The following is an 803-nucleotide window of genomic DNA, read 5'->3' on the forward strand; positions in this document are numbered from 1 at the left end:
CATTAAATGTCCTTCGTTGTTGTTCTGCCCCTGCGAGCGTCCTGACTATGGCGAGGCATCAAGGGGTCGAAACTCCGCTTTCTGATCTCAAATTCGGAATTTTGACCGGTCTACGTGATCAGGGATTGACACCGATCCCAATCGTAGACATTTTATATCCACGATTAGGAGATGCAACATGAAACTGAGCGAAGGCGTCGAACAGGCGATCCACTGCACGGCATTCCTGGCGGGTCTGTCGGAAGATGGCGTGCTGTCTGCCGCGGCACTCGCCGAACTGCACGGCGTGTCGACGAGCTATCTGCTGAAGCACCTTCAGGCGCTGTCCGGCGCGGGCATCGTCGCGACGACGCCGGGTCCGAAGGGTGGCTATCGGCTGGCGAAAGCGCCAAAAGACATCAGCCTCCTCGACATCGTCCTCGCGGTCGAAGGGCCGGCGCCCGCCTTCCGGTGCGCCGAGATCCGGCAGCGAGGACCGAACCCTCTGCCGAAGCGCTATTTCACAAAACCCTGCCAGATCAACGCCGCGATGCTGAAAGCCGAGAAAGCATATCGCGCAGAACTCGCCAAGGTGTCCGTCGCGGACCTTCTGGCGGATCTCGGCGCAGACGACGACGGCGAGATCGCCGCCCGCGGATGCGCCTTCCTGAAACTCCACGAACGCAAGACGGGCAATCGCGCCTCGTCATAGGAGAAAGCAGAAATGAGTACGTTAAAGAAGGTCGCCGTCATCGGCGGCACGGGCCTGATCGGCTCGAAGGCAGTGAAGTTGCTACAGGACGCCGGCCACGAAGCCGTCGTCG

General features: G+C 60.3%; 1 protein-coding gene. It reads left to right on the forward strand.

Translation table 11 applies throughout. The annotated features are described in order from the left end of the window. The first annotated feature begins 178 nt into the window (after positions 1 to 178). Positions 179 to 691 (forward strand): Rrf2 family transcriptional regulator, encoded by a 513-nt coding sequence (locus tag FS804_RS24675; protein ID WP_144579350.1) that lies wholly within the window; start codon positions 179 to 181, stop codon positions 689 to 691. Positions 692 to 803 lie beyond the last annotated feature (112 nt).

The organism is Agrobacterium sp. DE0009 (assembly GCF_007680755.1).
Taxonomy (GTDB): Bacteria; Pseudomonadota; Alphaproteobacteria; order Rhizobiales; family Rhizobiaceae; genus Agrobacterium; species Agrobacterium tumefaciens_B.